Raw genomic sequence first — 26,935 nt, 5'->3', positions numbered from 1 at the left:
GCAACCAGTCAGAACAGGATGATCGGATTGGTGAGTGCGGCGACGGTCCCGTCGGGATGGCGGACCTCGATGCGGACGAACGCCGAGTCCTCCGCCGTCGTGTACCACTGCACCACACCTGCTCCATCACCCGGGACGGCGGCGTGGTGAACCTTTCCTCGATCGGTGTGGAAGCTGACGGTCGCCGCCTGGACGCCCTGTACCGCCGCGCGGACCTCGACTTGCCCACCATGAGTTGTAAGCCGCTCTCCCACTCCGGCGATGCGACCCTCCACATGGGCCGCGAACGACACCTCCACGGCTGCCGACTCGGCGATCCAGCTCCGGCCCGAGCGGATCCCCGCCAGGATCGCCTCCGTGCTCAGCTCCTCGGCGAAGACCACCGTGTGGGGGATGCCGACCTGCCCATCCAAGTGCGTGTCGCTGTTGCCCATCGCCGGCCGCCATGAACCCGTCTGAATGTCGGCTGCGAGGCTCCGCCCCCATTCGGCCAGGGCAGCCTCGTTGTCGGCCTGCCAGGGCAGGCCCGAAGTCCATCGCCCGTTCCACACCTCCACCACGTCGAAGCCCTGGAAGGAATACATGAAGTCGCCCGAGGGATAGGGCGCATGCGGGTGCGCCGCCACGCACAGGCCCCCCACTCGATGGACCTGGTCCAGACACTGATCGATCAGTCCCTCTCCGACCCCGTAGTTCCAGTCGACGGCCTGGCCGGGGCTGAGGCCGAGCGCGAGCCAGTGCCCGGTCTTCGTGGTGACTTCCTGGCCGAGAACAATCAGGAAGTCACCGGCGGCCAGATGCCCCCATGCACCGGGTTCCGCCGCGGCTTTGTGCTCTGTCGTCGCGATGAAGTCGAGCCCGGCGGCGCGGGCTCGGAGCGCCAGCTCTTCGGGAGTAAGTTCTCCTCCGCCCGAGCGCACGGAGTGAATATGGCTGTCGCCGCGGTACCAGGTCGCCCCGCGTCCGACCGCCCGCACCGGCGGGAATCTCAAGCTCGACAAGGTTCTTCCCCCTCATAGACCTGTCGAGGCAACGTGCAAGCAGACCAACCGGTTCCGTGGCATCACCCCGTCCCACGTCGCCGACAAGTCGAGATCACGATCTCATTCTGAAACGATCAGTTAGTCGCGACGTGCGTGCTGGTCGCTGTCTTGGGATGGGTATTGGCCGTCTCGCAGTGGGAAACAGCAAGCCGAATCGCGACGGTGGCGTCCGCTCTCGCAGGTGCGGCAGCGGTAGGCATTGGAATTTGGGCTGCGCTCCCCAGCGCTGCTCCGTCAGGCATTTTGCCGAGGCAGGATGGTCGACCCCGACCCTCCACGACGTCCCGCACTCCGGGCAGCTGGACGCCACACCGGCCTGGACCGCCTCGGTCCTTGCCCTCGCCCGCCGCATCCGCCGCCAATGCCGCGACCGGCAGACGGACGAGCAGAACACCGCTGTCGCCCTTGCCGACGGCATCAGCGGACCACGACACCCACGGCACAACCGAGGCCCATCATCGCGGTCGTCCGTGACCACAACCAGCCTCAGCCGAGGAACGTCGTCCCTGCGCATGCTGCCACCGTACGAAACGAAGTTGGCCGTCGGCAGACTCCCACCGTGGCTTCGAACGCGACGGTTGTCTCCAGGGGAACGAGAAGTCATTCACAGCCTCCCACCGCGAGGCCGAAGAGCATGGGGCCAGTAAGCGGCGGTCCAAATGCGCATCTCGTCCTGACGAGCGGGCCGGGGTCCTCCAGGCCGCCGTACCGGCTGGTGGGGGCGGAAGTGCCGTTCGTCCTGCACGCCGTGTGAGCGTTCGTTCAGGGACAGTCCTCAGTCCGAGTCCTCCTTCCTCCTGAGCTCGGCCAGCTCGTCGAAAGTACGGATCAGGACCGTACGTCGCTCGTCCTTGTAACCGGATGAGGGCATCAAGGCGTCGATGCGGCCCTCCCACACCGCCATGAACGTCATCTTCCACCCCTCGACCACCTCGGCCTCGGGCAGCGACGCTCCCACGTACCCCTGCCGCGCCAGAAGGCTCAGCAGCTCCAGGTTGGCCGGCACCGCAATTCCCCAGTACTCGTCGGGCTCGAGTTCGACCGGGTCGCCGGCCATCGCGCCCGCCACCTCGGTGATGAGCCGGTCCGTGAGGATCGACAGGTGGTCTGCGGCCGTGTCGCTGTCGAAGTTGCCGGTTCCCCAGTCGCCCACGGGTCTCCTCTGCTGGTTGGGTCGGTACGCAAGAGTTGTATCAGCGCGTACCGACAACCGGGCCGCACAGAGGTGCGGCGGGCCGGGATGCCCGGAACGACGTGGACAGGCCTCATGTGTCGGAGCGGTAGTCGACCATCTTCCCGCCACTGACCCGTCTCACCGAAGTTGATCAGTCTCAGCGGAGTTTGACGGGCGGGGGCGTCGTGTAGGCGTGAGAACGATGTTGGCCCCGATGGCCGGGGCCCTGTCGGGTTCAGGAGTCCTGGACGAGCAGCCTGCCCTGGGTGCCGTCCTCGGACACGAAGGCGAACAACCTCTGCGACGCGCCGAGGTTGAGGGGGAAGGGCACCCAGTTCGAGTCCAGTTGCAGCAGAAGCCGCCAGGGGCCGCCGTCCAGCCACTCGGCACCCTGGAAGAACAGTGGTGTTCCGCCGATCTTGTCGCCGTCGATCCGCTGAATGTAGCGGTCCCGGTCGGCGGAGGGCAGGGCTTGGAGTTCCCCATCCGTCATGGACCCACGCTCGTCGACGGGGCGGAGGTCGACGGTGAACTCCGTCGCCGACCCGTCGCGGCTGTAGAGCCCGGGCCCGGTTGCCAGCGGGCGCGCCGGGCCGGCATAGTCCCCGCCTGGCTGCACGATCACCGCGTTCTCGCCACCGTCGGGATCGATGATGGCGGGGTCGAAGAAGTCCTCCCCGTGATCGGCGTGGGTCACGAAGAGGTAGGTCATCTTCCCGTGGCCGGCCGCTCCGAGTACCGGGCCCAACTCGATCTGGCCGACAACCCGCATCGGCCGGTCCCATGCCGCGCTTATCGGCCACTGCGGGCCTGTCAGCCACACGGGCTGGCCACCGAACTTGGTGGTCGGCGTGGAAATCGGCTGGCCGGTCGCGGAAAAGCCCTCGATGCGCAGTGTTCTCAGCATGCCCGGCATCATGCCAACCGGTGGCGACTGTCCTGTCCTATTAGATCTTGCAGAGGTGGGGCCGCTGACCTGCGGGGTGACATGCTGAGTCGGGACTCACGGAGGCCGAAAGAAAGCGTCCCGGGAGGGCTTCGGTCATTGTTGAGTGCGCGTCTCATCGATCATGGCGAGGGTGGTGCTTCCTGAGCTGGGCCACGTCAGGATGGTGAGACGCCTGCTTCCAGGATTCGCATCGCAGGTGGCAGTTTCCGGGTCAGGACCGACCGACGTCTGACTTCGTAGCCGAGAAGCTGGGATCAGGCGCGAATTGAACAACCCGCAGGTCAGGACCGATGTCAGTGGTGCCTGTCAGACTCGGCCCATCCCCGGCCAGGAAGGCAGACGATGACCGACACAGCCATCCCCAAGCACTATTCACCGAGGTGGGACAACGACACCCGCTCGGCCCCGCCCTCCGTCGGTGGCGAAAGGGAGACCCTGGGCGCGGTCCTGGACTGGCATCGGGCAACCTTCGAGCTCAAGTGCGCCGGTCTGTCTCCGGAGCAGTTGTCCGAACGGGCGGTGCCGCCGTCCGGCCTGTCCCTGCATGGGATGGTGCGGCATCTGGCCGGCGTCGAGCGCTGGTGGTTCCGCATCCAGTTCGCCGGCGAGGACGTTCCGATGCTCTACTACTCCGACGAGGACCCCGACCAGGACTTCGACAGCCTGGACGGTGACGTCGAGGAAGCGTTCGCCGTCTGGCGGACGGAGTGCGAGCACTCCAGGCAGATCACGGCCGCTGCCGCATCGCTGGATGAAACAGGGATCCGCAAGAGGACCGGCGAGCCGATCTCACTGCGAAGGATCATGGTGGACATGATCGCTGAGTACGCACGACACAACGGCCACGCCGATCTCCTGCGCGAATGCATCGACGGCTCCACCGGGATGTGACCCGGCAAGGAAAGCCATCTACTCGTGAGACTTGACGAGCACTGAGTCCACAGAATGATGTGGCTGCCCCGGCCCTCGATCGGGCCGGAGTTCCAGCAGGAGTTGGCGGGGAGCGATGCCGAAGCGGTGGGCCGCCTCGGTCGGCAGCCGGGGGTGGTCTCGCCAGTGTGGTGAGGCGAACAGGCCGGTGAGAACGACGGCTTCGGGTTAGGTGACCAGTTCGATCCGGACTTCTGATGGTCGGTGGGGATCACCGAACCGGTCCTCGCCCAACACGTTGAGTCGATGGGTCCAGCGCTCCCGAAAGGAGGGCTGGTGCCCTCGCTGGTGAACCACCGGATGAGACGGTCGCGGGCATCGATATAGGCCAGTGCGGTGGAGGGGTGGGCGCCCCGGCGGACGATCCGCTGATGGCGACGGTTGGCCCGCAGAACCTCGGGCAGCCGCGTGAGACTGTGCTGTTCGTCTCCCAGGAGCCAACGGTGGTGCCGGTGGCAGACGCCTTCATGGTGCGGAGTGCTGCGGACGACGAGACCGCGGATGTGACGGCGGGCCATGCAGAGGCGGCAGGCCGGGCGGCGCCGCGGCTCGGTGACCTCCTCGGTGGCGGACATCGGCAGCCGCCGGATCGGGTCGCCGATCGTGCCGAGCGGAGGCATCGCGTGGACCAGAGCGGACCGGTTTCGGCCGGTCAAAGAGGCAAGCCGAGGCAACGACTCGGGGGTCCAGTAGCCGACACGGTTGTCCTCACGGCGGTGCTGTCGCGACGGGCCGATCAGCGACGAGAGGTGCCCGATGGTCAGGTGGTTGGCGTCGGCGAGCCGGTTCAGGTAGGAACCGATGGTCTCTCCCTGGACGGGCGGTGGCGTCAGCGGCAGCACCCGCATCCGGATGGTCCTCGTTGCGGGATCGGCGTCGGCGTGCGCGCGGGAGGTTCTGCTGCTCGGCGCTCTCGTCCAGATCGACTCGCTCCAGCGACGCTTTGGTGATTCTTTCGCTGCCGTCGAGGATGGCGTCCAGGGCGGCTTCGCGGACGAGGTGGGACAGACTGCCGATCATGCCGCCGGTGCGGTCATGCAGATAGGCGCTCAGCTTCAGCAACGTGCCCGTCCGGTGGGCATGCAGCCGCAAGGACTCCTCCAGCGTGGCGACGAGGGACTGCCAAGAGCTGCGCTGGTCTGCGGTCTTGTGCCGGAACGCGCTGGTGGGGATGAGGCTGTAGCGGCTGGCTATCTGTCCGCCGCGCCGTCCGGCGAACAGACCGGTGCCCTCAACGTCGACGCCCGCCAGGACGAAGGTCGCGGGGATGCGTTCCGAGAGGTACTTGATCTGGTCGGACGCCTCGGCGCCGACCCGCGTACCGATGTCGAGATTGTGCAGCTCATCGATGAGCACGAGACGGCAGCCGAGGGTGCAGAGCAGATCGCAGGCCTTGTTGGTGACCTCCACCTGGCTGTAGCGGGACGGCAGCAGACCGATGAACCGGGCGAACTCGATGGCCAGCATCTTCGGGGTGGCGGCCGGCGGGACGGTGACATAGACGACCGGCAGGGCCTTCGGCTGAATCTCTCCCCGGCGCCGCCCCAACTGTTCGTAGTGCTTGCCCAGTTGGGTGATCGCGGTGGTCTTTCCGGTGCCGGCTGGGCCCGAGACGATCAGTCCCCGGCGGGCGGAGTGCTGGTGCCGATTGAGCAGGATGCGCTTGCGGCCGGTCGCGGCGACATAGCGGATCGTCGGGGTGAAGACGATCACCAGCCACACCCTTGTCGGTCGGGGTGGCCGGCCGTGCGGGCTGGACCGAGATGCCCAGTGTCCGGCAGGCCGCGATGAAGGTGTCGGAGATGAAGACCTTCCCGCGGTCGACGACGATCGTGTCCGGGGCGATCACCGGCTTGGCCGCGGCGTGCTCCAGCCGGGCGTCGATACTCATCAGGCGGGCGTGCGGGATCAGCGAGGCCGACATGCGTAACGCATCCGCCCAGCCGGGCCGCATCGGCTCGGGCACCAGTATCCGCGCCAGCAGCAAGGCGGCATCGACCGCCTTCGTGCCCGCCGGCCGCAGGATGGCCGCGCAGATCGTCCTCGACGCGATATCGACCGCGATGGTCAGCTCGACTCTGCCGGTGACCCCGTCGTCCAGGACCGCCAGCACGTCCAGCGGGGTGGTGTCGATCTGCACCACCTCGCCGGGCCGGGCGGCCATGGTCGGCGTGAACGGTGCCTCAGGCCGCCGGGCCTGCGAGCGCCTGGTCGTGGCCGCCTCGAAGCTGTGCCGCCCCTCGGCCAGAGCCTTCACCAGCCGGTAGAGCGTCGCCCGCGAGGGAATGGGCACCACGCCTTCGCCGTGGCGTTCGGCCATCAGATGCTCGGCCTGGCGCATCGCCCGGGTGCGGGTGCCGGTCGACTTGCTCTCCTGCGAGGCGAGCACCTCGATGAGGGCTTCCACCAGCCGCTCGTCCACTCGTCCCGTACTCGGCATGGACAGCCGTGTGGCCCGCCGGTCGACCAAACCTCACACACCCTCATCGCGCCATCGCAGCCGCATGCGGTGCAAGGTCCGGTCCGAGACCGACGTTCCCGAGGCGGTCAGCTCGGCGGCCTTTGCGGTGATCCGCTCGTTGATCGTGCGCCACTTCGGGTCGAACTCCGGCCGGGGACTGGTGCCCGCGGGTGCATCCCGTGGCACTCCGGTCTCGACCTCGATCAGGTGCCGCTCGAAGAACTGAGCCTTGAGCAAGGCGGGTTCGGGAACCGTGTCGAGCTGCCCGAACGGCGGCAGGCCCGGCGTACCGGCCTGCGAGTCGAGCAGCTCGAAGTCCTCGGCCGCCATGAGGTGGGTGAACATCATCAGTGACGGTGCCCCGTGGCGGTCGACCAGCCGGACCGTGGTGCCCGCGAGCCCGGCCACCGTGTGAACCTGCCCGTCGAAGCGGACGCGGTCGCCGACACGCAGTGCTCCGCGTGGACTTGTCCGGCTCATCGCTCCTCACTTCGGCTCACCAGCGTGCGGTCGCTGAGCGGATAGGACAGATCCGCGGCCAGGCGTCCGCACCACAGCAGGTGGAACACCACCGGGAGAACCTGGAGGGGATCGCCGACGGACGCGGCCTGGGCAACCAGCGGCGCGGGGACGGCAAAGGACGCGGTCACCGCCGAATTGATCCCCTCCGACTCCCCGTAACGGGGGTGGCGGTAGCCGGCGAGCCAGCGCAGATTCGCCACCCGCACCGCATCGACCTCCCCGGCCAGCCGATAGGCCCAGCCCAGCTGTTCGCAGGCGCGGCGCATCGCGGCGAACGCCACCGCGGACCGGACATCGGAAGAGAGTGAAGTCGCGATCGAGCAGTCGTACGGGCGGGCCGCGAGGACGTCGGCCGCGGTGAACTCGCCCGAGGGCGCTGTCACGTTGTTGGGTGCGTGAGTGCCTGACAGCGTGCTGGGGTGTGGCCGGCCCGGGTGTCGGTCTGGGTCAGGTTGTTGCGGGCAGGCGGGCGATGCCGGTGATGTGGTCCCAGATGGCGAAGCGGGTGATCATCTCGGCTCGGTAGTGGGTGGCGGACAGGCTGTGGCGGTGGGTTGGAAGTGGGGTGAGATCCCGCTGAACGCGGCGAGGAATCTCTGCGCTCGGCCGGTGCTGCGGAAGCCTTTCATGGCCCGTTCGCGCTGCCGGGTCGGTTGGTGGGAGTTCTCGGCCCGGTTGTTCATGCCGTTGTGGGAGCGGTGCTCGACCGAGGGCATGACCTCGCGGTGGGCGGCTCCGTAGGAGCGGAGCTTGTCGGTGACGACCACCCGCGGCACCGTACCCGTCTTTGTCAGAAGGCCACGGAAGAACCGCCTGGCCGCGGCCTTGTCTCGTTGGTTCTGCACGAGGATGTCCAGCACTCCCCGCTCAATCAATGTGACAACGCCCTGTGGAGGCCGCGCCGCCGCGGGTGGGGTCCGCGACGGCACGGCGGGGCGGACCGGACAGGTCAGGCCCAGGGGGTGACCACCGTGAAGGAGCTGTCGGCTCGGAAGGTGTCTGTGTTCTGGTAGGGGTCCACGCGCAGCGCGTAGTTGTAGTGGCGGAGGTAGCGGCCGGGGTAGTTGTACGACTCCAGGCTGACGGAACCGGATGTGCTGCCGGGGCGGGCGCAGTACGTGGCGTCCTTGGTGAAGACGGCCGTGCCGTTGCTCGCGTCGAAGCGGACCCGGTAGTCCCAGTGGCGGAGGTAGCGGCCGGCGGAGTCACGGAAGGAGTAGCAGTTGGCGTCCGCGAGGCCAGGCACGACGGTGAAGGTCGCGCTCTGCTTGACGGCGGTGCTGCTGGAGGCGCTCACCGGGTCGATGTAGCCGAGGCTGTCGGAGCGCACCACGGCGGACCGTCCGGGGAAGTTGACCGACTGCAGTGACCTGGTGGTGCTGGTGGGCAGGGTGACACCGCCGGGGACCGTCTCCTTCAGCACGGTGGCGTGGCGTATGAAGCCGGTCAGCCCGGGCACCTCGGTGGGCGTGGTCCAGGTGGCGAAGTTGTCGTAGCTGTCGCTGTACCAGTACTTCCCGGCGCGGTAGCCGTCGTAGTAGATGCGCCAGCCGCCGTTGTCGAGCTGGACCAGGGCCGGGCCCTCGACCCAGTCGCCGAATCCGGCCCAGTTGCCCGTCTTCCGCATGGTGTAGGGGCCGGTGAGGCTGGAGGCGGTGGCGTACTCGATGTACTTCGTCGTCTCGTTCTTGGTGAACGCGTGGTACGTGGAGCCGATCTTCACGACGAAGGTGTCGATGTAGTTCGGGCCGATGCCGGAGAGCTGGGTGGGCGCCGACCAGGTGGTCAGCGCGGAGTCGGTCGCCGTGATCTTCCAGGCGGTGAAGTGGGTGGCGGTGCTCGCCGACGTCAGCGACATGATGACGTTGACGCTGCCGTCGCTGTCGACGAACCACTCCGGTGCCCAGGTGCGGGTCAGCCCGGTGATCGGGATCGTGTAGTTGTACAGGAACGTCCAGTTCACCCGGTCGGTGCTCCGAGCGAAACCGATGGTGTTCCCGGTCCAGTTGGTGGTGTAGGTGATGTAGTAGAAGCCGTCGGTGTGCTTGAAGATGCTGGGGTCCCGGATGAGACCGGACGGCGGGGTGTAGGCGGGGCCCTTGCGCAGGGTGAATCCGGTGGCGTCCGGCGAGTCGTACACGTACATGTTCGACTCGCTGCTGTTGGTGAACGCGGTCATTGTGTACCGCGTGGCCTGCCCGGCCGGTGGGGCGTCGGCCGTTGCGGTGCCCTGAAGGGCGGGGACGCCCAGGAGCACCAGCAGCAGCGGGCCCAGCAGGGCCCAGAGCGTTCTTGCGGTTCTGTTCAACTCTTCCTCCGGGCTCGACCAGTCCCGCTTGGCCGATCGCCGTGGGTGGGGACGCGTTGGTCGAAATTGCGAACAATGTGCGGAACTTCGAGCAGAAGATAGATTTGAGCAATGGTTTCGTCAATGTTTCCGACGGTTTCCGTTCTGGTGCGGCTCGCGCCGTCGGCTCACGGAAAAGCCGCGGTGTCGTCCTATGTCGACTTTTGTGGGAAGTGCCACTTCATGCGCGGCGCCGACCAGCCGCAGCAACAGCGAGGAAGGTGCACTGATCCGAGCCGAGGTGGCCCTGCGTGGGCCGGCCGACGCGACGACCGGACCGCTCGGGCGGTCGACAGCTCACGGCCACCGAACCGCACGGGACGGGACGGTCCCCGACGAGCCCTGGTCCGGCTGGAAGAGCCCGCCGCCGACGGTCGGCGGGGCTCGGCGGGGGCGCCATGGTCACCACCGTCGTACCGACGCCGTCACCGGGCCGTGGCCCTCGAACACGGCCCGGCCGGGGGCGCCGGGTTCTGACCCGGTGACGTACCGCTAAATGGCTGTCTGGTCCAGCGGCGTCAGGAGACGGTGAACATCTGGTGGTCGCCGCCGTCGAACGGGCGTTGAAGACTGCGTCGTGGTACAGCGCAATGCCTCCGCGAGCGGCCCGCCGTACCGGTGTTCCTGGTGCGGCGGGCCGTTCTCTGTTCGGGTGGCCGACCCTGGGTCGGCCTCACGCGAGGAGAACAAGGAGGGGGTTCAGACCCCGTCGGTGGGGGTCATCCGGTGGCGAGGGTGGTCCACTTCTGGTTGGAGCCGCCGTTGCAGTCCCACAGCACGAGCTGTGTGCCGTTGGTCGCGGAGGCGCCCGGAACGTCGAGGCAGCGGCCGGAGGCGGGGTTGCGGTAGCCGCCGTTGTGGGGCTGCCAGACCTGGTTGGCGCCGCCGTGGCAGGCCCAGATCTGCACCTTGGTGCCGTTGGCGGTGCTCCCGCCGACGGCGTCGAGGCATTTGCCCATGGAGCGCAGGGTGCCGTCGGTGTAGGCGGACCAGTACTGGTTGGCACTGTCGCCGCAGCTCCACGTCTGGACGGCGGTCCCGTCGGCGGTGCCGGCGCCGTTGACGTCCATGCACTTGCCGACGATGCCGGACTGCACGCGTGCGGGGGCGGGGGCGGGGTTCCTCAGCCACCCTGCGCTGTCTGCGGCCTGCACGCCGCGGTGGAAGGCATCGGCCATCTTCTGGTAGCCCGCGTCGTTGGGATGCAGGGCGTCGGCCAGGTCGGCCGCGGTCAGGCCGCTCATGTCGACGTGGGCGACGCGCTTGCCTGCGGACTGTGCGTCCCTCACGATCTGCGGGATCGCCTGGTTGTACGCGCCCCGGTACTGCTCCTCCGAGCCGCTGGTGGACACGACCAGGGAGGCCACCAGGACGGTCGCGTCGGGGGCGGCGACGGTGACCTGGTCGACCAGCGACCTCAGCCGGGCGGTGGCGGTGGAGACCTCGTAGCTCTCGTTGAGGTCGTTGGTGCCGATGTGCAGCGTCACGACGTTGGGCCGGTAACGAGTTAGCGAGGCGTCGGTGAGTGCGGCGACCTGGTGGATCTTGTATCCGGAGTGGCCTTCGTTGTCGGGGTCGGACATCGAGCCGCTCCGTCCCGTGCCCACGAAGTCCAGCGGATGTCCGTCCGCCGCAAGCCTGTTCCACAACGGCCCGCGGTAGCCGTTGCCGGTGCTGCTGCCCACGCCCCAGGTGATCGAGTCACCCAACGGCATGACCCGCAAAGGGGTGCCGGAGGCGGCGGAGGCAGGGGCCACACCCGCCGCCGTCACCCCGAGCACGGCGGCGACAAGCGTGACCAGGGGGAAAATCCAGGGCTTTCTCATACAGGCGTCCTCTTCTGCGAGTGATGGTGAATCAGCGGGTGGGGGGATTGCCGTTGGTGCCAGCCACTCGGCACCTGTTCTGCCACCGATCCGCGCCGGACGACTCCGCCCTCACTGAGCGTCCCGGCGGCTCACAGCGCGAGGATCGGCTAGCCCTGGTTGGAGCCGCCGGTGGAGGGCCACTGGGTGACCTTGGCACCGTCCGCGGGGGAGGCGTCCTTGACGTCGGCGCACCAGCCGTTGCGGACGTCGACGAACTGGTAGCAGCCATTGATCGAAGGCACCAGCCTCCACGACTGGTTGTCACCGCCGTCGTCGGTTCTCTCGTTGAGTCCGTCGCCCTGGCCGGAACCGCCCGGGCTCTGCTGGCTCGCTCCACGGCCACTGGATGACCGCGCCACCGTCGGCGCTCGAGGCGCCATTGACATCCATCACCTTGCCGCTCTCGCGGGTTCACCAGCCGGACGGTCCCGACGTCCGCGCTGAAGGGACGGTCGTAGCTGACCGTCACCCGTGAGCAGCGTGCCTTCGCGCGGGGCGAAGCGGCTGCGGCAACCGTCATAGCGGCCACGCCCGGGCAGCACGCCGCTGCGACTGATCGGTCGGACAACGTTCCTCTCCTGACTCTTCCCAGAACAACACGGACGGTGTGAGCTTCTGGTTCGGAGCAACGTGGGGAGGGCCGTCGCGGTGGTGGACCGCATATCAACGCATACACGGGTACATCGGATGCATGAGGGGCTTTACAAGTTGGTGCGTGACAGCGGGTGAGGCGACGTGCCTGGCCGGTGGCATGATCCGGCTGTGGCGATCATGGTCAATCGGGCGGTACTGGCGCATCGGTTGTTCACGGGGATCTCTCGACGTCATACGCACGCTTCTGGCGGAGCGGGGGTGCGCGGTCCCGACCATCCCGGCCTGCGTCTTCGGACGCTGCCGGATGTGTTCGCCTACGCCCAGGCCGAGGGCGTCGAGCTGCGCCTGGACGCGACCGAGGTCCAGGTCCGTCGGCCACCAGCCGGACGTGGTGGCCGGCGCGCATTCGTCTCCGGCAAGAAGAAACAGAACAGCATGAAGGCAACCGTGATCGCTGACTGGCGCGGCCGCACGTTATGGACCGATGCCCTGCGACCTGGCCACATGCATGACGCCACAGTCGCCCGCAACGAAGCATCGCAATCTGCTTCCAGCACTTACCCGAGGTGGAGGTCCTCCTGGACGACGGCTACCTCGGCCTGAGCCGTGACTACCCCAGCCAGGCCGTCACCCCGCCGAGAAAGCCGCGACCTGGAGCACTGCCGGGTCGGGTCGCGCAGTGGGAACGTGACCGTCACGGGCACTCGTCCGACCGCATCACGGTCGAACACGCTCTACCAGATCACAAACGCTGGAAGCAACTGATGCGCTTCACCCACCGCCGCGACCGCCTGCCCGACACCTACCGCGCTATCGCCGACCTCGTCTCCGACCGCACAGCACAAGCCTGAACAGCGACGCGGTGTTCACGATCGTCTCGTCCAGGCCCGGCGCGCGGTGGCGGCCGCGCAGGACGAGGGCAAGGTGACGGCGGGCTTCGGCGAGCAGGTGCCGACGAGTGACGGTGTCCGTCTTGACGCTTCACCATCCTTTGGCCGCCGGAGTTGTCCGTGGTCGATGCACCACCGCCCGGCCTCAGTCAGACCGGTGCGGGCGGGCACCGACCAGCCTCAGGCCCAAGCCGCCCGGGGCTTCTCTTGCGTGGCAGAATGCCTGATCACGGACGAGCACGCGGGGGGATTCCATGAACGATCAAGGCCTCTCGAAAGAAGGCTTCAGCATCTTCGCCGTCGATGCCAGCTGGCCGGAATCACGGAAGGTCATGGGGCACAGCTACGACCAAGTCACCGGCGATGTCCACATGTCCCTGTGGTTCGGCTCTCCGTACTACGACTACCAGGTCGAGCACATGACGGTCGTCAGCGCCTCCTCCGGGAAAATGCAGAGGTCGGCATAGCTCTGGAACGGGCTTTCGGGATGTATTACCACCCTGGCGAGGAACCCCTGTCCGGCTTGCCGGCCTCCGAACCCGTCACCATCACAAACCCGTATGTAGTCTCATACCGCCCTCTTACAGCGATCACAGGGCTCAAGGATGTCGATGAGGACTGACAGCGGTCAGCGAGTCGGACATCGGTGGTGACGGCGGACTGATGCCAGCCCTCCCCCTTGGGTTCCTGCCTCGCGCGCCAGCCCGTGCGCTGGCTGCGGCCTGGGCGCGGGCGGATGCTGGCTGCCCCCCAACTGAGTTGCGGCCTCGGTGAACACCTACGCCGCCCACCCCGCTGTCCGTCCACGAGCCGCACATTCCAGCGGCTGGGAGGGCTGAGTCGTCCCACAACGGGTAGTCGAGCAGAGGAAGGCACTCGCCTGTACCGAGGGGATGGATCCGCATGCCACGCATGATGGAACGTATCAAGCAGTTCGCAAGGAGTCCCCAAGGGCGTCGTACGGCCGAGCAGGCGCGGCGGGCCGCTTCCGACCCCCGTCGCCGGAGCCAGGCCAAGAGGCTGCTGGGCAGATTCCGCGGCCGTCGCTGACCGCATCCGCCCCACATAAAGCGTGTTGCAGAAGGCCGTCGCCGCCTGCTGCTCCTGTCCGTACGCCTGACATGGCACCCGTACTTCAAGAGCGTCCCCTCGGTGCCGGCGGCGCGTGTTGAGTTGCGGCGGAGTACGGGACCGTCAGGTTGCGGTAGGTGTTGCGCGAGCCTTCGCAGCGTTCTGGAGTTCGCCCAGGTCACCACGGGTGTACGAGCGTGGTTGGGGTGCTGAAATCCCCGTTGCGACCCCTTCGACCATGCCCTGGCTGGAGTTGAGGAGTGGGAGGGCGGGATGGGCGGCGCGGACGCAGCCGGGGATCGGGGCGCGCTCACCGGTGTTGCGCGTCGGCGGGGCCGCCGCGCCCGGCCGCCGTCAGCGCGGCGGCGACGCCAGGCGGGGGACGTCGGCGGGGGAGAGGTCGGGGCGGGCACGGTGCCAGTGTGCGGGATGCCGCCACCGGCCGGAGGCGTCGCGGGCGACGTCGACGCCGACTTCTACCACCAGCTCGTGTTCCACCAGCGTGACGTTCAGCGTCTCCTGGCTGCCCCACCCGGCGGAGAACGACCAGCCTGTCCACGGATGGCCACGCGCCCCCGCAGCGAGCAGGTCGGCGACCGCCGCACCTGCCGCCTGGGCGAGGGTGGTGGTGCGGCCGACGTACTGAAGGCGGCCTTCGGTGTCGTACCTGCCGAGCAGCAGCGTGCAGGGAACGGCCAGGGAACCGGTGATCGCGCCGACGATCGCCTCGCTCGTCTCGCGGACCTTGTATTTCTGCCAGCCCCTCACTGACGGGCGGTAGGCGTCGTCCAGCCTTTTGAAGACCACGCCCTCCATTCCGACCGACGCCCACGTCAGCCACTCGCGCACGACGACGGCCTCAGTTGTCGACGGACACAGCGCCCACGGTGCCGACAGCCGATGGGCGGCGAACACGGACTCCAGCGCAGCCCTGCGCCGCCGATACGGCCAAGAGGTGGTGTCCGTCCCGGACAGCCGCAGCAGATCGAACGTGACGAAGTGGGCCGGCCATTCCTCCGCCGCCCGGTCCGCCCCAGCACCGTGCCGGGCAAGCCGGTTCTGCAACCGCTCGAACGCGAGGCGGCCCGCGGCGTCCCATACGACCAGCTCGCCGTCCAGGGAGGTCGCGTCCGGCAGTTGCACGGCCCCGACCACGACCTCCGGAAACGACGGCCCCATTTCGGTGCCGCGCCTGGAGCGCAGCACCACCTGGCCCGCGGCGACGGAGACGAGAGCCCGAAATCCGTCCCACTTCGGCTCCGCAGCACAGCCAGGCCGCACATCGGGCAAGGAAATAGGGGTGGTCAGCATCGGCTCCGGCAGCGTCCACGTCACGCACCATGCCTTCCACCCAGTCCATCGGCCGCCCGGGTGACTGCCATGGCCGGTCTTGGTCGGGCGCGAGCGGACCCCCGACCATGCAGTCCCCGGCGGTGTCCACGGCTGGTCAGCCGGTCACAGGGTCAAGATCGCCCTCCGCCTGGTGCTCCGAGCCGAGTTCCTGACGCAGGTCCAGGAAGCAGCGCAGCCGCACGCCCCGCTCGCCGGGCTCCCGGGTCGTACGGTCCGCCGGCGCGGTGACGCACCGCGCAGCGAGCGGCTCCTGGACCGCGAAGGCGGTCTCGTCATCGGCGGCCGCGGCCTCCACCACGGGCCAGCCCCGGCCTTGCCACATGCCCGTCATTGATCTGCCTCATGCCTGGCACGACGTGCCGACACCCCCGGAGGTTCTTCCGTCCGGACGTCTTCACCCGACTGGGGACGCTCCGCGCGAGCGCTGACGTAGCGCACGATCGGCGGCGGCAACATCTCCTGCGCCAACACTTGCGCCTTCTCCTGTGCGAGCCGTTCCGCCATCCCGGAGTTTGCCCAGGTGGCTTTGTTAATGGAACCTGACACCACTTGTCGCTCGGGGCCGAGAACGCCTCGTTTCGACGACGGGCGATGTCTGTGAGTTCTGGCAACGCCCGGGGGCTTGCGGTGGGCGCATTGACGTGCTTGAGGGACAAGGCTGCGATGGCGTCACCGAAGTCCAAGGTCGACTTGTACGCGGCGCTCCGCCGTGATGCCCGGTCCGGCATGTCGTACCGGGCCTTGATGCGTGAGCAGGGAGTCGGACTCCGGACGGTCAAGGCTGCGTTGGAGTCGGTCTGGCCGGAACCGTGGAAGAAGCCGCGGCCGCGCGGGACCCGCCTGGATGCCTACAAGCCGTTGATCGACGCGATGCTCCGGGCGGATCTGGATGCTCTGCGCAAGCAGCGTCACACGGTCAAGCGGATCTTCGACCGGCTCCTGGACGAGCACGCGGCGGAGGCGGTGACCTATCCGATGGTGCGGGCCTATGTCGCCGGCCGGCTGCCCCAGATCGCCGTTGAGGCCGGCCGCGGGGTGGTGCACACGTTCATTCCGCAGTCCCACCGGCCCGGGGGCGGCCTAGGTGGGATGTTCATGCCGTTGAAGTTATATAACTGAGTGAGTATATTGAGGGTGTGTCCCTGCCCTTCGATGTACTGGCCGACCCCACGCGGCGGCGGATGCTCGGGCTGCTCCTCGGGCGCCCCCGACTCGTGGGGGAGATCGCCCACGAGCTGGAGATGAGCCAGCCGAGGGTGTCCAAGCATCTGCGCGTGCTGCGTGACGCCGGACTCGTCACAGTGCGGGCGGAAGCGCAGCGCCGCTGGTACGAGCTCCGCCCGGAGCCGCTGTCCGAGCTCGACGCCTGGCTCGCGCCGTATCGCCGGCTGTGGACGGAACGCCTGGAAGTGCTGGAACAACACCTGGAAACGATGCCCGACGTCCCCGAGGAACAGCCGCGTCAGGCGGCCGAGGAGCAGTGAAGCGATGAGCACGACCACCACCATCATTGACGGTCGGCCTGCCCTGCAGTTCGAACGTCACCTGAAGCACGGCCGGGAGAAGGTCTGGCTGGCCGTCACAGATCCCCGGCATCTGAGCCAGTGGTATCCGTTTCGGGTGACACAGCTGGAGCCGAGGGCCGGCGGTCGGATCGCCTTCGACGACGGCGAGGGCACGGTCTACACGGCCACCATCACCCACTTCGACCCGCCGCGGCTGTTCGCCTTCGACGAGCACGACCCGGACGGCAAGGAACGGGAGTTCGACGATCACCTCAGGATCGAGCTGCGCGACGAGGGGGCCGGCTGCCTGCTGGTGTTCACGCACATCATGGCCGATCCCTCGACCGCCGACAGCGCCTCCGGAGGCTGGCAGACGTGCCTGGACGAGCTCGAGGCGCAGCTCGAGACGGCTGGATGACCGCCCGAGCCGGTGGGCCAGCCGCTGTCCGGCCGGTCACTGGCGAAGCCAGATGGCGACGGCTGCTGCGGTGATAGTGCCGACGTGCGCTCATGGGCTCCTAGTACTCCAGCAGTACTTCGTGGTTTGACCTGGGGAAATGTCGAGCGGTGGGAGTGTAGCGGGCAGGATGCTGTCACGGACGGGTTCTGCCCGCCCGCCCCTCGAAGGAGTGCCCACGACGGAGATGTCGCCCGTGTTCGGGAAAGCCTCAGGCCGTGATCACAGAACAGGCAGCCGAAGACTTGGGACCGCGACCTGGACCACCTCTTCACCACCATCGGGCACCACTTCGGCCGCGTCGAACCCCGCCGCCGGATGCGGGACTACGTGCGCGCATTGCTCGCCCCGGTAGCCCGCAAGAACAGCCCAAGCAGCCCGCAACGTCCACCGCGTCGCTTCGCTGCAGCGCCGGGAATTCCGACCCCCGCCCCTTCGCCTGACTGCGCTGCCGCTCCGTGTCGGCCGACGACTCGAAGACTGGCGCGATCTTGCCATTACGGGACGCGCACGTCACGGCACGATAGGTGTCGCTGCAGCCCGGCCCGATCGTGCCCTCCGAGATCGGAGAGGGCTGAGCCGCAGCGGTTTCACACCGAACTCATCGCACCTTTGGAAGGAAACCTGATGAGTACTGCAAAGCACGCTCTTGTCGTGACCATGCTGGCCAGCGCCATTGCCTTATCTCTCCCGACGGCAGCGCAGGCCGCCCCACCGGCGATATGCAACAACGTGACCGTCGGCATCATCGGCACGGACGGCGACGACCGGATCATACTGAACTCCGACACCCCTCTGGTGGTCTCCACCGGCACGGGTAACGACACCATCATCCTCAGCGGCGCCGGCAACCACACCATCTGCGCCGGAGCCGGTGCGGACACGGTCATCGGGGGCAACGGCGGAGACTGGATCGACGGCGAGGAAGGCCTGGACTACATCGAGGGCCAGGGGGGCGATGACACCATCGACGGCGGCGGAGCTGCCGACACCGTGCTCGGCGGTGTGGGGAACGACCGCATCTCCGGGGGTGCCGGGGCCGATACTCTGGACGGCAACGGCGGTGCCGACTGGATCGACGGCCAGGCCGGACCCGACAGGATCGACGGCGGCGCGGGCGGTGACACCCTCTACGGCACAGCGGGAGCCGACAGGATCGACGCCGGCGCTGGGACCGACACTCTCTACGGCGGCGCCGGGCCCGACACTCTGAACGGCGACGGCGGCGCGGACACCCTCCAGGGCCAGGCAGGCGCCGACGACCTCGATGGCGGCGACGGCAATGACCAGCTCAACGGCGGCGACGGCAACGACGTGCTGACCGATCTCGCCGGTGCCGATGGCGGCGACGGCGGCGCGGGCGCGGCCGATCAGTGCGACATCCGGATCGAGACCCGGCTGAACTGCGAGATCCTCTTCTGATCCGCCTCCTTCCAGCTCCGTACGCCGTCAGCGCTGACGCACTTCAGCCACGCGGCGGTACCGCATTCCCCCGATGCGGTTCCCGCGCGGCGTGGACGGCCGGGTGACCGACCACAATCCCGTGGGCTGAGGTGGTAGGTGCTCTCGGCCGGAAGCATCCCGCAGGCGGCATTTAGGCATGAGCACATCAGTGGAGCGCGACGGACGCCTCCTCGGCAGCGTCCCCCCGCCGCCCGGACCGGCCCACCGGCCCTGACCCGGCGATGCAGCCTCAAACCTCAAACAGCTGTAACCAGCCCATCGAACGGCCCCGGCGCCCCACCAGGCGCCGGGGCTGCTCGTTCCTCCTCCGTGAACGGTGGGCCTCCGGACCCCGTGAGCGCCACGGCGGCTCGTGACCGCCCCGGTCGTGACTCTGCGAATGGCTTTGATGAGGTCGCTGGCGTCGAAGACGACGAAGCGGACATCCCTCGCACTGCAAGTGCGACGTCCTGCAGCCGGGCGTTGGATGAGTCCCTGATCTTCTTGGTGCCGGTTCAGCACGTGCTGAGGCGCAGGGGCCGGCTACCGCTGCGCTCGTCCAGCCAAGCAGCACCCAGGATGCTTGTCCTCGTTGGTGCTGGGCCGCACTCGCCTGTCGGCAGGTACAGCTCGACGAACTCCCACTCCTCGTCAGTTGTACTCGCGTCGAAGGTCTACTGGTCCAGACCCTGCCACGAAGGCGAATCCCGCAGATTGATCACGTCTCGAAACGCGCCCTGGTTCAAGCCCTCTCTGCGCAGGCGGCCTCGGGAGAGCGGCCCTGCTCGGGAAGCAGGCCGGCGAGCACGTCCAGAACCTGTGTACCGCCTCCCATGGCAAGGTTCCGGCGCCACAGTTCTTCGATCTCGGCGGTGCGGCCCGTCCGTGCGAGCAGCTTGATCAGGTGGTGACCGGCGTACCAGCGCGTGGTCGAGTCGCCGTGGTCCGCCAGGCGGCGCCAGATCTGCTCGCTCTCGTCGGTGTGCCGGTGGGATTCCAGGAAGGTGACGAGTTCCTCGTTCACCGCCAGGTTGCCGGACGCCGCGATCTTCCGCAGCAGCTCCTCCGCCTCGTCGATCCGCCCGCGCTCCACCAGGAGTTCGACGAGGCGACGAGGGGAAGTCCAGGCCTCCTCGCCTCCGTTCAGGGCCGAGCGGAGCAGTATCGTCTGGGCCTCGTCCGAGCGCTCCTGCTTCAGCAGGAGACTGACCAGCCAGCCGGTGCCCTTGTCGTAGGTCGTGGAGACCGTTTCGAGGAGGCGTTCGTCCTCGGCGTCCCTGCCGTGCCGACCCAGCAGGAGGAGCGGGTCGGCGTCGCCCTTGAGGGCACTGGGGCGGAGCAGCGCGACCGCCTCGTCGACACGGCCCCGCTGTTCGAGCACCTTGGCCAGCCCCGAGGCCGATCCGTACTCCCGGCACGGACCCCGTCCCGCCACAGTTCCTCCGCCTCGGCCAGCCGACCCTGCCGCAGGAGGAGGTCGCTCAGTTTCTCGCGCGCCTCGGAGGAGGTCTCGTCCCCGTTTCCGTGCCGGACGCTCTGGCGCCACACCCGCTCGGCCTCGGCCGTCCGCCCCTCGCTCTCCAGGTGTCTGGCCAGGATGCTGCGGGCGTAGCTGTGTCCGGCTGCTGCGGAACGCCACAGCACCTCCTCCGGCACTGTCACGTTGGCTGACCGGTGGGATGATCTTCTGGTTGATCAGCCGGGGAAGGGTCGTCCGTGGGGAGGGCGTCGCTGTCGTACAAGGGGCACCGGTACCCGGTCGAGGTCATCTCCCACTGTGTGTGGCTGTACCACCGCTTCCCGCTCAGCTTCCGCGAGGTCGAGGAGCTCATGCTCGAGCGCGGCGTGACCGTCTCCTACGAGACGATCCGCCACTGGTGCGCCAAGTTCGGGCAGGCCTACGCCAACGCGCTGCGCCGCAGGCAGCCCCGGCCCGGTGACAAGTGGCACCTGGACGAGGTCTTCATCAAGATCAACGGGCGGTTGCAGTACCCATGGCGGGCCGTCGACCAAAACGGCATCGTGCTGGAAATTCTGGTGCAGAACCGGCGGGACAAGGCCGCGGCCAGGCGCTTCTTCCGCAGGCTGATGAAGAGGACGGGTGCGGTGGCGCGGGTGGTCGTCACCGACAAGCTCCGCTCCTACGGCGCTGCCCACCGCGAGGTCATGCCCTGCGTCGAGCACCGCCAGTCGAAGTACCTGAACAACCGGGCGGAGAACAGCCACCAGCCGACCCGGCAGCGTGAACGGGCGATGAAGGGCTTCCGCTCAGTGGGCGGGGCCCAGCGGTTCCTGTCCGCGTTCAACGGTATCTCGCCCCACGTCCGGCCCCGCCGCCATCTGATGCCCGCCCACGACTACCGAGCCGAGATGACCGTCCGCCTCGCCATCTGGGAGCAGATCACCGGCGTCGCCGGCCTTGCCACCGCGGCCTGAGCACAGGCCCGGCTCCCAAGCCCGCCCTGCCCCGACGCGCCGTCAGGCAGTCACAGCCAACAACGTGACAACGCCCTGGAGGAGCCTCCAATACATCACGCTCAACCCGAGCCGCATCGGCGATATCGCCCGCGCTGCCCTCGTCCTCAATGGAATCTGGAAGTGACCATCGTTGAGAGAACCTCAGTGACCAACATCTCTGCGAAACCTGGGGATTGGCAAACGGAGCTGTTCAGGAGACCGCGTCTTCACGCCCTGGCCACGGCAGGATCACACGATTCGCGAATGCATGCTCGATCGACACGGGCGACTTCCAAGTTCCTGGGGCGTGCTGACGTTGACCACAGTCGGTTTTGTCCCGTCGTGCTCCGCCCCCAGGATGTTGAAGGTGCAGGATCCTGCGGGGTTCTTTGATCGGTCCGCCCTGCGGGATCTGGGCAGACAAGGCGGCTCATCCGCAACGCGCCCCTCAATGGCTTCGCGGTGGCTCGCCCGTACGTCATCACCACGCCGTGACCAGCGGCGTCGCCTAATCAACCCGATTCTGCGACAGCTCTGAGGAGCCACCACGCCAGACGGGACATGCGTCCCACGACGCGCGCCTCCTGCGTGAAAACACCGCATTGCATGACCGTTGAACAGGTGGTCTAATGACGATCGCGTTTGTGATCATGACCTGGCGGCAGACCACCGCGGGTCTCGAGCGTGTAGCGCATCTTCACCGGGGTTTGGTGAAGAGGAAGTGAAACGGGGGAAGGGTATGGGGGGTTCCTGGAGCGTCATGAGGGGAGCAATGCTCCGGCAAGCGGGGTTTCCCGTTGATTTGCTGGACATTCTCATCCATGACGCTGGGGATCACGCGGCGGCTGTCCGTGACGCACACGAAGCAGCAAGGGGTGCAGCGGAAATCCTGGCTCGCGTACTGCGAAGCAGTGATGCCGCGTCCAATCAGCGCCCGTTGACGCGCCTTGGTCGATTGAAGCAGCTTGCGGCAGCGGATCGACGTGCTGTCCCGGATGCACAACAAGACCTCGTCACCGCTTATCACGTGGCGCTGACCGGGCTGGGGGAAGCGCTGGATCAGTTCGACCGTCGGCACGCCCGCGCCCTGGAAACTTCTCGGGCACAGGTGAAGCAGCTCTTTCAGGAACGTACCGAGCTGCGTCAGGTCCTCATGCTGTCCAACGAGGCGAACTATCCGCACTTCGATGGATGGCTCACGCAGGATCGCGACCCCAGTGATCGTACCGGTCGCCGTATGACCGATCTGTTGACCATGTATCTGCAGCGCGTGACGACGAAAAACGAGACGGCCTCACACTTCGGCCCGGTCAGTGTCGCCCGTGTGGGAGCTGCGGGGGCAGGGATTTCCTGGCGCGAGGGCCCTCTTCGGCGGATGGCCTATCTCAGTCACTGGGCCGCCGAGCGGCTGGCGGCGACGCTGGGGAGCGACCCCCGATTCCGGGGCGGAATTCGCCCGCGCCTGCTGCCATTGGCATTCCGTGAGGGTAACCGCGTCGACCGCTACGCCTTCCGAACTCGGACCGGTATGCCCGACGACTGGGTGTTCATCGTCGTGGGCAGTTCACAGCTCGAACCCGACGCAGAGTGGATATGGCGGCACGCGGACGGCCAACGCACCATCAGTGAACTGCACCAGCAATGGCGGGAGTCGTCGGGCCGTCCGACGCACGAACTCGACGCTGTTATCGACAAATGCAGCAACGACGGCTGGCTGATCACCCTTCCCGAAATACCCGTCGGGACGATCGACCCCCTCGCCGTGCTACGTGACTTCGTGACCGAATCCGAGGTCCATGCAACTGACGTCGCTCAGATTCTCGACGACCTCACCAAATTCCTGCACACCTTTCCTGATGCCCCGTTGCCGGATCGCTTTGAGCTTTCCCGGAGCATCCGCGAACGGTTTGAGGAATTCACCGGGGAATCCGCTGAGCGTCCCGGCGGATCACACTATGCTGACCGGTCCATCTTCTACGAAGAGGCATTGGGCCCGCAGTATGATCTGTCGGTCTCTGAAAGCATCGGACGGTTCATCGAGGACGAACTCTCCCCGGTTTACGAGATGGTGCTTTTCAAGCCTCGCGCCCGCATGAGGCGCGAAACGGAAATCCTGCACGCCTGGGCTCTAGAGGCCTTCGGTGCATCAACTCACGTCCCGCTTCACCGCTTTTACCAGGCGTTCTTCTCTGCTGAACAACGCATCCACGCTGCTTGTGCCGAAGTGGACCATCAGGTGGCCGCCATCGAGGCCGAACTCCGTTCTGCCCTACTGGCGGAAGCGGACCTCGAGGCACACGAGATCGAGGTCGGCCGACAGCGCCTCGAGTCGGTGCTGGCCCGCCACACCGGTGGCCCGCCCGCCTTGTGCAGCCCCGACGTGATGCTCGCGGCCGAGGATGCCCAAGCCCTGGCTGATGGCAGATTCACCGCCGTCGTCGGCGACTGCCACGCCCTACGGGATCCCCTCACCCATTCCAGCCTTGCCCCCCTGCTCGCGGCTGAGTACGGAGGTGCCGCGGAGGAGGCCCAGAGCCGCTACGAGGGGCTCCTGGATCCGGATGAGGTCCTGGTCGACCTGGCTCGTGCCCACCTGGACAAGACCGGTGTGCAACTTGCTTACCCCTGCCCCGACGTCGAGGTGTACGGCCGGTCGGGCAAGCCGCGCGGTCAAGTCCTTCAGCCTCGGCAGCTGTACATCGCCGTCACCGAGGACCGCCTTGAACTACGGGCGGAGGGTTTGACGGGACGGCTCCGACTGAAGGCGCCTTTCGCGGGCGGCCCCGGCATCCGACACGACCCACTCGCCGTCTTCGCGTTCCCTCGTCACTTCGGAGGCATCGGCCTCAACCTCGATGATCTGCGGCACGTGCCGCGCATCCGCTGCGGGAGAGTCGTCCTGCGCCGCGAGAGCTGGCGGGTCCCGGCGGCCCAACTCGCGGCTTGGTCTCCGCTGGAACGCCCTCTCTCCGCCGACGCGGCGGCGTTCCTGGGAGCTGAGCGCCTACAGCGTTCGCTGGGGCTGCCGGATCGTTGCTTCGTGAAGATCCCCGGTGAGCCCAAGCCGATCTACGTGGATTGGCGTGCCCCGCTCCTTGTGAGGCAGTTGTTCCGGCTGGCCAAGTCGGCAACCGGAACACTGGAGTTCAGCGAGATGCTCCCCGGGCCGGGCGAGCTGTGGCTCGACGTAGCCGGGCACCGCCACACCAGTGAGCTCCGGTGCACCGTCTATTCCCGGTCTGCCGGCGTGCCCTCTGCCCTGTAAGGCCGACCGCCGCCACATCGGTATCTCTCACCTCGTCACCACCTCTCCGAGAGGCTCGCTCGACATGTCTGCGGACAGCTGTGTTCCCACGTCATGGTCGCTGGTTCCGATCGCTCTGCTGCGTCAAGCCGGCTTCCCCGTCAGTCTGTTGGACCCCCTGGCAGAACCCGACTGGTTCCCCGAGGCCCGGACGGTCCTTGACTGTCACTCTCGCCTGCGAGCTGCGGGCCGACGCCTGAGCAAGGATCTCAAGACGTCCAACGCAACCAACCGCAAGGCTGTGGGCAACGCGGTGGGCATGCTTCGTCCCGTTCCCGAGGCCGACGCGCGTGAAGCAGTCGCGGCGCTGGACGGCGACTCCTCGGCGCTGACGGAGTACCAGAAGACAGGTGAGGAGCTGCGTGGTCTTCTGGAGGAGTTCCGCGACTCCCTGTCCGACCGCCTCGACCGGGGACGGTCGGCGGTCGTGAAGGCGTTCGCGGATCAACGGCTGCAGGACGTGCTGCTGCTGTCCAACGATGCTGCCGCTCCGCAATTCTTGGACTGGTTGCGCCGCTACGCCGGCGAGAGCGGCGGCCGTACTCGGCGGATGACCGACATGCTCGCCATGTACCTCCAGCGTGTGGCGACGAAGAACGAGACCCACTCGCATTTCGGCCCTCTCAACGTCGCCCGCGTCGACCATGAGCCGGGTACCTTCAGCTGGTCGCAGGGCCCTGCCGTCAGTAACCGCACCTACATCAGTCACTGGGCCGCTGAGCGGCTCGCGCAGGTCTACAGCACCGACCCCCGCTGTCGTCCGCTCATCAGTCCGCGGCGTCGACCGCTCGTCTTCGTCCGCAACGGTGCCGTGGAGGTTTACAGCAATGGCGCGAACGCGGCGCCCGGAGAAGACTGGCGGTTCACCTTCCTGGGCCGGTACGACGTCGACGCTGCCGAGGAATGGCTTCTGCGCCATGCCGACGGGGAGTCGCCCCTCCCTGACCTCGAGCAGCGCTGGCCCCATGAAACCGGCGCCTTGGAAGACCTGGACACCGTTCTCGTGCGGCTGGAAGAGCGTGGCTGGATCACGGCGCGCATCGAGGTGCCCAGCGGGGACCCGAAACCGCTCGTCTTTCTGCGTGATCGGCTTACAGAGGTGGGCGCGGACGACATTGTCGCCTCGATCGCTGCCATCGAAGACGACCTTGCCGCGTTCCGCGGCGCACGGCACCCCGACCGACCGGATGCGCTGCGCGTCCTCAAGGAACGGTTCGAGACGCTGGCCGCAGCCTCCGCCAACCGGCTGTCCGGCAGCCACTACGCCGACCGCAGCATCCTCTGGGAAGAGGCGCATGGTCGGCTGGACGGTCTGCGCATCGGCGCGGACCTGGCGGAAGTCCTGACGACAGAACTGGCCTTCACCTACGAACTTGCGCTTGCCGCCCCGCGCCTGCGGTTCCTGCGGGAGAGCGAGGCCGTCAACATCTGGTTCCGTGGGCGCTTCGGAGACGAGACATCCGTATCCCTCACCGACTACTACCAAGCCTTCACGGAGGATCGTGACCAGCTTGCCGAGGCCTGTGCGGCGGTCGACGCCGATGTCGCGAGTCTCGACGCGGAGGTGGAACGGCTGCTGATCGGTGACGCTGCTGGCGCCCGCGAGGTGGAGGTGCCTGAGGAGCGCGTCGCCGAACTGCGACGGGCCCTGCCCCGGACACCCGCGGCCTTCTGCAATCCCGATGTGCTCTTCGCCGCCGAGAGCCCGGAGGCACTGGCCGCCGGTCGCTTCCTGTCCGTCGTGGGCGAATGTCACGCAGGCAGGGAACTGCTCACCCACAGCAGTCTGTCGATCCAGATAGCCGAACGAGCCCCGTCGGTGACTGAAGAGGTCCACCGTCGCTACACCAGCCTGCTCGAAGACGACGAATACCTCGCCGACGTCATCCGGGGCCACTCGGACAAAACTGCATCACAACTGCCTTTTCCTGGACCTGACGTGGAGGTTTTCGGCCGTTCCCCCAAGCCCAGGTCCGAGGTGATCCGTCCCGCAGACCTCTTCGTGTGTCTGCGGGACGGGCGACTCGAACTGAGGTCGCACGGGCGGCCTGGGCGACTGCGTCTTCTCGCTCCGCCCGCGGGCGGCTACAGCCTGGTGGACGACCCGCTTGCCCTGTTCGCCTTCCCCCGGCTGCGAGGCGGCAACGGACTACGGCTGGCCCACCTGCCGCACGTGCCCCGCATTCGTCATGGACGGACAGTGATACAGAGGGAGACCTGGCGAATCGACGCGACGGGGCTACGCGGCTGGTCCCCGACCGGCAGCCCGGTGAAGAACGACGACACGGCCGAGTTCCTCACCGCCGCAAAGCTGCGCGCGCTGTACGGCTGGCCGCGTCGAGTGTTCGCGAAGGTGCCCGGTGAACCCAAGCCGATCTTCGTGGACTGGGACGCCCCCTTGCTCGTACGCCAGTTCTTCCGCCTCGTTCGCAAGGCCGAGGGCACGGTTGTGATCTCCGAGATGGTGCCGGACGTCGACTTCGGCTGGCTGCGGGTCGACGGCGCTCGCCACACCAGCGAGCTGCGCTACGCCGTGTTCTCCCCGGTACCGCGGAAGGGCGTCTGAG

General features: G+C 67.6%; 22 protein-coding genes and 4 pseudogenes. 11 read left to right on the top strand and 15 right to left on the bottom strand.

Going from position 1 to position 26,935, the window contains the following annotated elements:
• Positions 1-8: 8 nt before the first annotated feature.
• The 3 genes from ACFU5F_RS31890 to ACFU5F_RS31880 all read right to left on the bottom strand — a co-directional run bounded on the left by ACFU5F_RS31890 (position 9) and on the right by ACFU5F_RS31880 (position 3,124).
• Complete coding sequence (locus ACFU5F_RS31890) at positions 9-977, bottom strand: CehA/McbA family metallohydrolase (RefSeq protein ID WP_383894751.1); 969 nt, start codon at positions 975-977, stop codon at positions 9-11.
• An 841-nt stretch (positions 978-1,818) separates the two neighbouring features.
• Positions 1,819-2,196, bottom strand: a complete 378-nt coding sequence (locus ACFU5F_RS31885) for a DUF4259 domain-containing protein (protein WP_383894748.1) — start codon at positions 2,194-2,196, stop codon at positions 1,819-1,821.
• A 256-nt stretch (positions 2,197-2,452) separates the two neighbouring features.
• A complete protein-coding gene (locus tag ACFU5F_RS31880) occupies positions 2,453-3,124 on the bottom strand; it encodes a hypothetical protein (RefSeq protein ID WP_383894745.1) in 672 nt (223 codons plus the stop codon).
• A gap of 384 nt (positions 3,125-3,508) precedes the next feature.
• Between ACFU5F_RS31880 and ACFU5F_RS31875 the strand changes: the two genes are divergently transcribed.
• On the top strand, positions 3,509-4,057 hold the full coding sequence (locus ACFU5F_RS31875; RefSeq protein ID WP_383894742.1) for a DinB family protein: 549 nt from the start codon (positions 3,509-3,511) through the stop codon (positions 4,055-4,057).
• A 539-nt stretch (positions 4,058-4,596) separates the two neighbouring features.
• Here the strand turns inward: ACFU5F_RS31875 and ACFU5F_RS31870 are convergent.
• Positions 4,597-4,887, bottom strand: a pseudogene (locus ACFU5F_RS31870) (hypothetical protein); the annotation flags it as partial.
• Positions 4,805-5,809, bottom strand: a complete 1,005-nt coding sequence (locus ACFU5F_RS31865) for a TniB family NTP-binding protein (protein WP_383894740.1) — start codon at positions 5,807-5,809, stop codon at positions 4,805-4,807. The gene ACFU5F_RS31865 and the pseudogene ACFU5F_RS31870, both read right to left, overlap by 83 nt.
• An 89-nt stretch (positions 5,810-5,898) precedes the next feature.
• On the opposite strand from ACFU5F_RS31865, the gene ACFU5F_RS31860 reads away from it, so the two are divergent.
• Positions 5,899-6,363, top strand: a complete 465-nt coding sequence (locus ACFU5F_RS31860) for a hypothetical protein (protein ID WP_383894737.1) — start codon at positions 5,899-5,901, stop codon at positions 6,361-6,363.
• Positions 6,364-6,569: 206 nt separating this feature from the next.
• Here the strand turns inward: ACFU5F_RS31860 and ACFU5F_RS31855 are convergent, their stop codons facing one another.
• The 6 genes and pseudogenes from ACFU5F_RS31855 to ACFU5F_RS31830 form a co-directional block, all read right to left on the bottom strand.
• Positions 6,570-7,037, bottom strand: a complete 468-nt coding sequence (locus ACFU5F_RS31855) for a hypothetical protein (protein ID WP_383894734.1) — start codon at positions 7,035-7,037, stop codon at positions 6,570-6,572.
• On the bottom strand, positions 7,034-7,462 hold the full coding sequence (locus ACFU5F_RS31850) for a TnsA-like heteromeric transposase endonuclease subunit (RefSeq protein WP_383894731.1): 429 nt from the start codon (positions 7,460-7,462) through the stop codon (positions 7,034-7,036). The genes ACFU5F_RS31855 and ACFU5F_RS31850 overlap by 4 nt, the downstream gene beginning before the upstream one ends.
• Positions 7,463-7,526: 64 nt before the next feature.
• Positions 7,527-7,939 (bottom strand): annotated as a pseudogene (locus tag ACFU5F_RS31845) (transposase); the annotation flags it as partial.
• Between the two features lie 89 nt (positions 7,940-8,028).
• On the bottom strand, positions 8,029-9,387 hold the full coding sequence (locus ACFU5F_RS31840) for a glycoside hydrolase family 43 protein (RefSeq protein ID WP_383894728.1): 1,359 nt from the start codon (positions 9,385-9,387) through the stop codon (positions 8,029-8,031).
• 758 nt (positions 9,388-10,145) lie between these two features.
• Positions 10,146-11,252 (bottom strand): ricin-type beta-trefoil lectin domain protein, encoded by a 1,107-nt coding sequence (locus tag ACFU5F_RS31835; protein WP_383894725.1) that lies wholly within the window; start codon positions 11,250-11,252, stop codon positions 10,146-10,148.
• Between the two features lie 149 nt (positions 11,253-11,401).
• Entirely contained in the window at positions 11,402-11,674 is a 273-nt protein-coding gene (locus ACFU5F_RS31830; RefSeq protein WP_383894723.1) for an RICIN domain-containing protein, read from the bottom strand.
• Between the two features lie 446 nt (positions 11,675-12,120).
• On the opposite strand from ACFU5F_RS31830, the pseudogene ACFU5F_RS31825 reads away from it, so the two are divergent.
• A pseudogene (locus ACFU5F_RS31825) lies at positions 12,121-12,739 on the top strand (transposase family protein); the annotation flags it as partial.
• Positions 12,740-13,110: 371 nt separating this feature from the next.
• Positions 13,111-13,245 carry a hypothetical protein gene (locus ACFU5F_RS31820; protein WP_383894720.1) on the top strand — a complete coding sequence of 45 codons (135 nt, stop codon included), beginning with the start codon at positions 13,111-13,113 and terminating at the stop codon, positions 13,243-13,245.
• Positions 13,246-14,203: 958 nt separating this feature from the next.
• On the opposite strand, the gene ACFU5F_RS31815 is transcribed toward ACFU5F_RS31820, so the two are convergent.
• Together ACFU5F_RS31815 and ACFU5F_RS31810 are read right to left on the bottom strand one after the other, a co-directional pair.
• On the bottom strand, positions 14,204-15,184 hold the full coding sequence (locus ACFU5F_RS31815; RefSeq protein ID WP_383894717.1) for an ATP-dependent DNA ligase: 981 nt from the start codon (positions 15,182-15,184) through the stop codon (positions 14,204-14,206).
• Positions 15,185-15,296: 112 nt separating this feature from the next.
• Positions 15,297-15,533 carry a DUF6207 family protein gene (locus tag ACFU5F_RS31810; protein WP_383894714.1) on the bottom strand — a complete coding sequence of 79 codons (237 nt, stop codon included), beginning with the start codon at positions 15,531-15,533 and terminating at the stop codon, positions 15,297-15,299.
• A gap of 332 nt (positions 15,534-15,865) precedes the next feature.
• Here ACFU5F_RS31810 and ACFU5F_RS31805 point away from each other — a divergent pair, with 332 nt between their 5' ends.
• From ACFU5F_RS31805 to ACFU5F_RS31790, 4 genes are all read left to right on the top strand, one after another.
• Positions 15,866-16,321, top strand: a complete 456-nt coding sequence (locus ACFU5F_RS31805) for a hypothetical protein (protein WP_383894713.1) — start codon at positions 15,866-15,868, stop codon at positions 16,319-16,321.
• Positions 16,322-16,338: 17 nt separating this feature from the next.
• On the top strand, positions 16,339-16,686 hold the full coding sequence (locus tag ACFU5F_RS31800) for an ArsR/SmtB family transcription factor (protein ID WP_383894712.1): 348 nt from the start codon (positions 16,339-16,341) through the stop codon (positions 16,684-16,686).
• 4 nt (positions 16,687-16,690) lie between these two features.
• The gene (locus ACFU5F_RS31795) at positions 16,691-17,125 is read left to right on the top strand and encodes an SRPBCC domain-containing protein (protein WP_383894709.1); all 435 of its coding nucleotides are present in this window, start codon (positions 16,691-16,693) and stop codon (positions 17,123-17,125) included.
• Between the two features lie 666 nt (positions 17,126-17,791).
• Complete coding sequence (locus ACFU5F_RS31790; protein WP_383894707.1) at positions 17,792-18,586, top strand: calcium-binding protein; 795 nt, start codon at positions 17,792-17,794, stop codon at positions 18,584-18,586.
• Positions 18,587-19,349: 763 nt separating this feature from the next.
• Here ACFU5F_RS31790 and ACFU5F_RS31785 read toward each other — a convergent pair.
• The gene (locus ACFU5F_RS31785) at positions 19,350-20,042 is read right to left on the bottom strand and encodes a tetratricopeptide repeat protein (RefSeq protein WP_383894777.1); all 693 of its coding nucleotides are present in this window, start codon (positions 20,040-20,042) and stop codon (positions 19,350-19,352) included.
• Between the two features lie 23 nt (positions 20,043-20,065).
• Positions 20,066-20,251: pseudogene (locus ACFU5F_RS31780) on the bottom strand (hypothetical protein); the annotation flags it as partial.
• A 72-nt stretch (positions 20,252-20,323) separates the two neighbouring features.
• Between ACFU5F_RS31780 and ACFU5F_RS31775 the strand changes: the two are divergent.
• From ACFU5F_RS31775 to ACFU5F_RS31765, 3 genes are all read left to right on the top strand, one after another.
• Positions 20,324-21,043: an IS6 family transposase gene (locus ACFU5F_RS31775; RefSeq protein ID WP_383894704.1), complete on the top strand. Its 720-nt coding sequence runs from the start codon at positions 20,324-20,326 to the stop codon at positions 21,041-21,043.
• Between the two features lie 793 nt (positions 21,044-21,836).
• Positions 21,837-24,329 carry a lantibiotic dehydratase gene (locus tag ACFU5F_RS31770; protein ID WP_383894701.1) on the top strand — a complete coding sequence of 831 codons (2,493 nt, stop codon included), beginning with the start codon at positions 21,837-21,839 and terminating at the stop codon, positions 24,327-24,329.
• Positions 24,330-24,393: 64 nt separating this feature from the next.
• Positions 24,394-26,934 (top strand): lantibiotic dehydratase, encoded by a 2,541-nt coding sequence (locus ACFU5F_RS31765; protein WP_383894699.1) that lies wholly within the window; start codon positions 24,394-24,396, stop codon positions 26,932-26,934.
• Position 26,935 lies beyond the last annotated feature (1 nt).

This window comes from Streptomyces sp. NPDC057438, from assembly GCF_042802995.1.
Classification (GTDB): domain Bacteria; phylum Actinomycetota; class Actinomycetes; order Streptomycetales; family Streptomycetaceae; genus Streptomyces.
Note: the sequence above shows the minus strand (reverse complement) of the source record. Positions and strands in the feature narration are given on the sequence as shown.